General features: G+C 71.9%; 6 protein-coding genes and 1 pseudogene. 6 read left to right on the top strand and 1 reads right to left on the bottom strand.

Annotated features, from left to right (window positions below; translation table 11 throughout):
* From G3I65_RS05500 to G3I65_RS05485, 4 genes and pseudogenes are all read left to right on the top strand, one after another.
* Positions 1–402 (top strand): annotated as a pseudogene (locus G3I65_RS05500) (hypothetical protein); the annotation flags it as partial.
* Between the two features lie 100 nt (positions 403–502).
* Entirely contained in the window at positions 503–1,657 is a 1,155-nt protein-coding gene (locus G3I65_RS05495; protein WP_160695133.1) for a histidine kinase, read from the top strand.
* Positions 1,654–2,319 (top strand): response regulator transcription factor, encoded by a 666-nt coding sequence (locus G3I65_RS05490; RefSeq protein WP_125308423.1) that lies wholly within the window; start codon positions 1,654–1,656, stop codon positions 2,317–2,319. Before G3I65_RS05495 ends, G3I65_RS05490 begins: the two co-directional genes overlap by 4 nt.
* 9 nt (positions 2,320–2,328) lie before the next feature.
* Positions 2,329–2,526 (top strand): hypothetical protein, encoded by a 198-nt coding sequence (locus G3I65_RS05485; protein WP_125308425.1) that lies wholly within the window; start codon positions 2,329–2,331, stop codon positions 2,524–2,526.
* Here G3I65_RS05485 and G3I65_RS05480 read toward each other — a convergent pair.
* Complete coding sequence (locus G3I65_RS05480; protein ID WP_160695132.1) at positions 2,516–2,962, bottom strand: nitroreductase family deazaflavin-dependent oxidoreductase; 447 nt, start codon at positions 2,960–2,962, stop codon at positions 2,516–2,518. The genes G3I65_RS05485 and G3I65_RS05480 overlap by 11 nt on opposite strands.
* Before the next feature lie 804 nt (positions 2,963–3,766).
* Here G3I65_RS05480 and G3I65_RS05475 point away from each other — a divergent pair.
* A complete protein-coding gene (locus G3I65_RS05475; RefSeq protein ID WP_160695131.1) occupies positions 3,767–4,435 on the top strand; it encodes a TetR/AcrR family transcriptional regulator in 669 nt (222 codons plus the stop codon).
* Positions 4,436–4,476: 41 nt separating this feature from the next.
* A partial coding sequence (locus tag G3I65_RS05470) for a 3-hydroxyacyl-CoA dehydrogenase NAD-binding domain-containing protein (protein WP_160695130.1) occupies positions 4,477–5,656 on the top strand: 1,180 nt, incomplete at its 3' end.

Raw genomic sequence — 5,656 nt, 5'->3', positions numbered from 1 at the left:
GGCGGCTTCGGCGGCCCGGGCGGCAATGGCCCGTTCCGCGGCCAGGGCATGCCGGGCGGCGGTTTCGGCGGCGGCATGGCGGCGATGCGCGACGCCCTGCACGGCGACTTCGTCGTGGCGAACCCGAACGGCGGCTACACGACCGAGCGCCTGCAGACCGGCGACGTCACCGAGCTGAGCGCCACGTCCGTGACGCTGACCAGCAAGGACGGCTACAAGCAGACGTACACGATCGATTCGTCGACCCAGAAGACGGGCGAGGTGAAGCAGGGCGACGCGAACGTGACGGTGGTGGCGAAGGTCGACGGCACGACCGCGACGGCGACGTCTCTGGGCCAGGGCTTCGAAGGCCAGCGCGGCCAGCGCCGCGGCGGCGGCTACTCGGCCCGCCCCACGAACTGACGGCCCTCCTTCCAGGGAACGTCCCGGTGCCGCGTACCCCTCCCGCCGCATCGGGGCGTTCCCGCCCACCGCACCCTCGCGTTAGGGCACAGTTGCGGGTGTGCCGGACATCAGGGGGTCGCTGAGGCGCCAGTCGCTGCTGGTGGCGCTCGTCTGCGTGGTGTGCGACGGCGCCCTGTTCGCCCTCCGCGGCCCGCTCGGCGAAGCGGGCTGGCGGGCCTGGGCGGTACTGCTCGGCGGCATCGCGGTCAACATCGCGCTCGCCGGCGCCGCCCGCCACTCCGGCTGGGTCGCGCTCGCGCACGCCGTGCTCTTCGCTGCGTCGCCGCTGCTGCTCTGCACCTGCGTCGGCTACGTCGTCGGCAACAACTCGGGCATCCTGATCGCCGGCTACCGGGCCGGCGCCTGGCTGCGGCCGAAACCCGCCGTTCTCGCGCTCCTCGCCCTGCTCCTCGGGGTCACGGCGGGGTGCATCGAAGGCGGCGGGCGCACCGCGTCCGACTGGCGGCTGACCGCCATCAGCGTCAGCGTCAGCGCGCTCCTGCCGTGGCTGGTCGGCCGGTACACGACCGCCCGCCGCGCCTACATCGCCGACCTCGAACGCGCGGCGGACGAACGCCGCCAGCACGAGGAGGAAGCCGTGCGGCGGGCCGTGCTCGAGGAGCGCACGACGATCGCGCGCGACCTCCACGACGTCATTTCCCACCACGTCAGCGCCATCGGCGTGCACGCCGGCGCGGCCCGGCTCGGGCTCCCCAACGGCGACTCGCCGGTGAAGAAGTCCCTCGGCGCCGTCGAGTCCGCGAGCCGCTCGGCGATGGCCGACCTCCGGCGGCTCCTCGACCTCCTGCACGCGGACACCAACGCCGACCAGCCCGGTCTGGACAACCTCGACGAGCTGGTCGAGACCGTCCGCTCGGCCGGCCTCCCGACCCGGCTGACCCTGCGCGGGGAACCGCGTGAGCTGCCGGGCTCCCTCGACGTCGCCCTGTACCGGATCGCGCAGGAGGCGCTGACCAACGCGTTGCGCCACGGCGCGGGCCCGGTCGAGGTGGAGCTGAACCACGGCCGCACGGAAGTCGTGCTCACGGTGACCAACGGCCTCCGCCCCGACCGCCCGCGCCGCAACGAGCACGCGCACCGCGGCCTGGCGGGGATCCGCCAGCGCGTCACCCTGTTCGGCGGCCAGGTCTCCTACGGCGAGACCGCCGAACACTGGCAGCTGCGCACGACCTTCCCGGTGGAGAGCACATGATCCGCGTCCTGCTGGCCGACGACCACGCGATGTTCCGCTCCGGGATGCGCGCGCTGCTCGACACCCAGCCCGACTTCACCTGCGTCGGCGAAGCGTCCGACGGCCGCGAAGCCGTCGCCGAGACCGCGCGGCTGCGCCCGGACGTCGCGGTTCTCGACGTCCGCATGCCCCGCCTCGACGGTCTCGCGGCGACCGAGGCGATCCTCGCCGCGCCGGGCAACGACACGCGCGTCCTGGTGCTCACGACCTACGACGCCGACGAGTACGTCTACCGCGCGCTGCGCGCCGGGGCGAGCGGGTTCCTGCTCAAGAGTCTGGCGCCGGAGGAGCTGGTCGCGGCGATGCGGGTGGCCGCGCGCGGCGACGCGCTGATCGACCCGTCGGTGACGCGGCGCCTGGTCGCGAAGTTCACGTCGGTCCTCGAACCCGCGGCCGCCGAACCACCCGAGCTGGCCAGGCTGACGTCCCGCGAACGCGAAGTGCTGCTGTTGCTGGCCAACGCCTGCAGCAACGCCGAGATCGCCCGGCGGCTGCACGTCGGCGAGGAGACGGTGAAGACCCACGTGTCGCGCGTGCTGAGCAAGCTCGGCCTGCCCGACCGCGTGCACGCCGTCGTCTACGCCTACCGCCACAAACTCGTGCCGGCCGAGCCGCCCGCCTAAGCTGGGCCGATGAGGCGGTGGATCACGCTCGCGGTCGGGGTCGTGCTCGTACTGGTCGGCGCCGTGTGGGTGCTGCAAGGAGTCGGGGTCATCACCGGCAGTTTCATGACGGGCCAGAAGCTGTGGTTCCTGATCGGGCTCGTCGCGTTCCTGGTCGGCGTGGTCCTGGTCGCGGCGAACCTGACGCGGCGCAAACCTACTTCGTGAAGATCTCGAAGATCGGGTAGCCCGGCGCGATCTCGCGCAGCTTCTCGTCGGAGGCCTTGGCGTCGACGCCGTCGAAGAACACGCCGACCTCGAACTTCCACCGCTTGAGGTAGGCGCGGAGGATGCCCGGCTTCTCGTCGTCGGCCAGCTCCCGGAACGTGAAGCCCTCGACGCGCTTCCCGACGCGGAGCGTGCCTTCCCCGGCGACGCGCAGGTTCCGCACCCACTGCGTCTCGCCCCGCGGCGCGACGAGGTACCGGACCCCGTCGACGGTCAGCAGGTTGACGGGCACCGACCGCGCCTCCCCGCTCTTCCGCCCGACGACGGTCAGCACCCGGCTGCCCCAGACGCTGAACCCCATCCGGGTCAGCTTGGCGACGACCTCGTTGAAGACGCTGGTGGACTTCTTCGGCTCGATGTAGCGGGCGGCGGTCATGGTGTCCTCCGAGGTTTGGGAGAGCAGTGCTCTCGGTTGAGAGCAGTTAACACCTGAGCAGTGCTCACTGTCAAGAGCACTGCTCTCTGTTTTGTGCGCCGCTCTCTCGGCGCCCTCGTCCCAGCGCGCACGTTCGCCCACTCCGCTACAGCGAGCAGCACCCGAACCCCCCTGGACCCTTGCAGAGAGCGGCGCTCTCGATTAGGAGCACCGAGCACGCAACCACCGCTCAACCCACCATCGCACTGCTCACTCCCCGGAGCACTGCTCTCGACTTAGCGCGCCACTCCCGCCTCAACTCATTGAGCCCCGACCCATGCCCCGCGGCGACCGCAAGCGCTGCCGCACCACACCTTCGCCACGACCTCGTCGAACCGAAGCTGACAACGGCCAGCCGCTGACTGCTGGCCACTGACTGCTGGCCGCCGGCTGCGACCTGTTGACCACTGGCCACTGGCCACTGGCCACTGGCCCCGACTGCCGGCTGTCGACCACTGGCCGCCGGTCCCGGCCGCCGACTACTGGCCCCGGCCCGCCGACTGCTGGCCGCCGACTGCTGACCGCTGGCCGCCAGCTGCCGGCTGCGACCAGCCAAAAGGGTGACCACCGCGTTCGACCCGAGCGTCAGCAGCCCGCCCCAACGAGCACGCGCGGCCCAGCACACAGCAAACGGCCACACGGCAGCCCGATCACATCAGAGAGCAGTGCTCTCCATTAAGAGCACCCAAACAACGACCACCGCTCACCACCCAGAGCAGTGCTCTCTATTTTGTGCGCCGCTCTCACCGTGGCACACTGATCACCATGACCGCGACCCGCACCGCCCGCGAACGCGCCCGTGCCGAACTGACCCAGGAGATCAAGGACGAAGCCCGCCGCCAGCTCGCGGACGTCGGCGCGCACGGGCTGTCGCTGCGCGCCGTCGCCCGCGAGCTGGGCATGGTCTCCTCCGCGCTCTACCGCTACTTCCCGAGCCGCGACCGGCTGCTGACGGACCTGATCGTCGACGCGTACAACGCGATCGGCGAAGCCGCGGAGAACGGCGACCCCGGCAAAGGCGAACCCCGGGACCGCTGGCTGGCCATCTGGCAGGCGACGCGCGCCTGGGCCCGCGCCCACCCCCACGAGTACGCGCTGATCTACGGCTCGCCGATCCCCGGCTACGAGGCACCGCAGGACACCGTCGTCCCGGCGTCGCGGGTCGCGCTCGCGCTGGTCAAGGTGCTCACGAACACCACGGTGCGGGCACCCGACGAGGTCTCGCCCGAGCTGCGCGCCCAGGCCGAAACGCTCACCAAGGCCCTCGGGATCATCGCCGGCCCCGAGACCGTGACCCGGCTGCTGATGGCGTGGACGCAGCTGTTCGGCGCGATCAGCTTCGAGCTCTTCGGCCAGTACGTCGGCAGCGTCGACCCGGCGGACGCGTTCTTCGCCCACTCGGCGAAGCGGATGGCCGAGTTCGTCGGCCTTTAGGCGGTACCGTCACGCCAGAAGCAACGGAAAGGCGGAACGACGTGACGGGGTGGGCCGGAAAGGTCGGCAGGATCCGGGTGATCGGCACCGGGGTGATGGGACGCGGGATCGTCCAGCTGGCCGCGACCGCGGGTGTGACCGTCGAGCTGGCCGACGTCCGCCGCGAGGCGGTCGACGACGCGATCGCGTACGTCGGCGGGATGGTCGACAAGCTGGCTTCGAAGGGCAAGCTCGGCGACCCGGAGGCGGTGAAGGCCCGGTTGGTCGCCGTGGCCGCGCCGGACGCGCCGGCGGACGGGGTCGATCTCGTCGTCGAAGCCGTGCGGGAGGACCTCGAGACCAAGCGGGCCCTGTTCGCCGGCCTCGAGCGGGTCTGTCCACAGGAGACGGTGTTCGCGACCAACACCAGTTCGCTGTCGGTCACCGAGATCGCCGCCGAGCTGGCCGAGCCCGGGCGGCTCGTCGGGCTGCACTTCTTCAACCCGGTACCGCTGATGCGCCTGGTCGAGGTGGTGCCCGGCGCGCGCACGCACGACTGGCTGCCCGGTCAGGTGCTCGAGCTGGTGCGGAGCTGGGGGCACGAGCCGGTCCTGGCGAAGGACGCGCCCGGCTTCCTGGTCAACCACGCCGGCCGCGGGCTGAACACCGAAGCGCTGCAGATCCTCGCCGAGGCGCTGGCCGAGCCCGCCGACGTCGACCGCGTCGCCCGTGACGTGCTCGGCTTGAAGCTCGGCCCGTTCGAACTGCTCGACCTCACCGGCCTCGACGTCTCCCACGCCGTCCTGGAAAGCATCTGGAGCGGCTTCCACGGCGACCCGCGGCTGCGCCCGTCGTGGCTGACCCGCCCGCGGGTCGCCGCCGGGCTGTTCGGGCGGAAGAACGGCGAAGGCTTCTTCTCCTACGTCGACGGCAAGCAGCAGGTCACCGAGGAGCCGGCGGCGCCGCCGAAGCCGTCGAGCCCGGTGTTCACCGCGGACGAGCACCTCGCCCGCGCGCTCTCCGCGGCGGGCGTGCAGGTGGTGTCCGACGCCTACCCGGACGCGGTCCTGCTCGTGCCGCTCTACGGCGAGTCCACAGTGGACGCCGCGACCCGCGCCGGGCTGCCGCTGGACCGGGTCGCCGGCGTCGACCCGCTGGGCGGCTACGAACGCCGGCTGACGATGTCCGTCCACCCCGGACTCGACGCGGCGGTGGGCCGCGCCGCCTGGGGCGCGCTGGCCG

This window comes from Amycolatopsis sp. SID8362 (assembly GCF_010550475.1).
Classification (GTDB): Bacteria; Actinomycetota; Actinomycetes; order Mycobacteriales; family Pseudonocardiaceae; genus Amycolatopsis; species Amycolatopsis eburnea.
Note: the sequence above shows the minus strand (reverse complement) of the source record. Positions and strands in the feature narration are given on the sequence as shown.

What these genes read in the sequence shown, in the direction of transcription:
- G3I65_RS05490 (WP_125308423.1), top strand. Translation starts at nt 1,654, where the DNA reads ATGATCCGCGTCCTGCTGGCCGACGACCACGCGATGTTCCGCTCCGGG.
- G3I65_RS05485 (WP_125308425.1), top strand. Translation starts at nt 2,329, where the DNA reads ATGAGGCGGTGGATCACGCTCGCGGTCGGGGTCGTGCTCGTACTGGTC.
- G3I65_RS05480 (WP_160695132.1), bottom strand. Translation starts at nt 2,962, where the DNA reads ATGACCGCCGCCCGCTACATCGAGCCGAAGAAGTCCACCAGCGTCTTC.
- G3I65_RS05475 (WP_160695131.1), top strand. Translation starts at nt 3,767, where the DNA reads ATGACCGCGACCCGCACCGCCCGCGAACGCGCCCGTGCCGAACTGACC.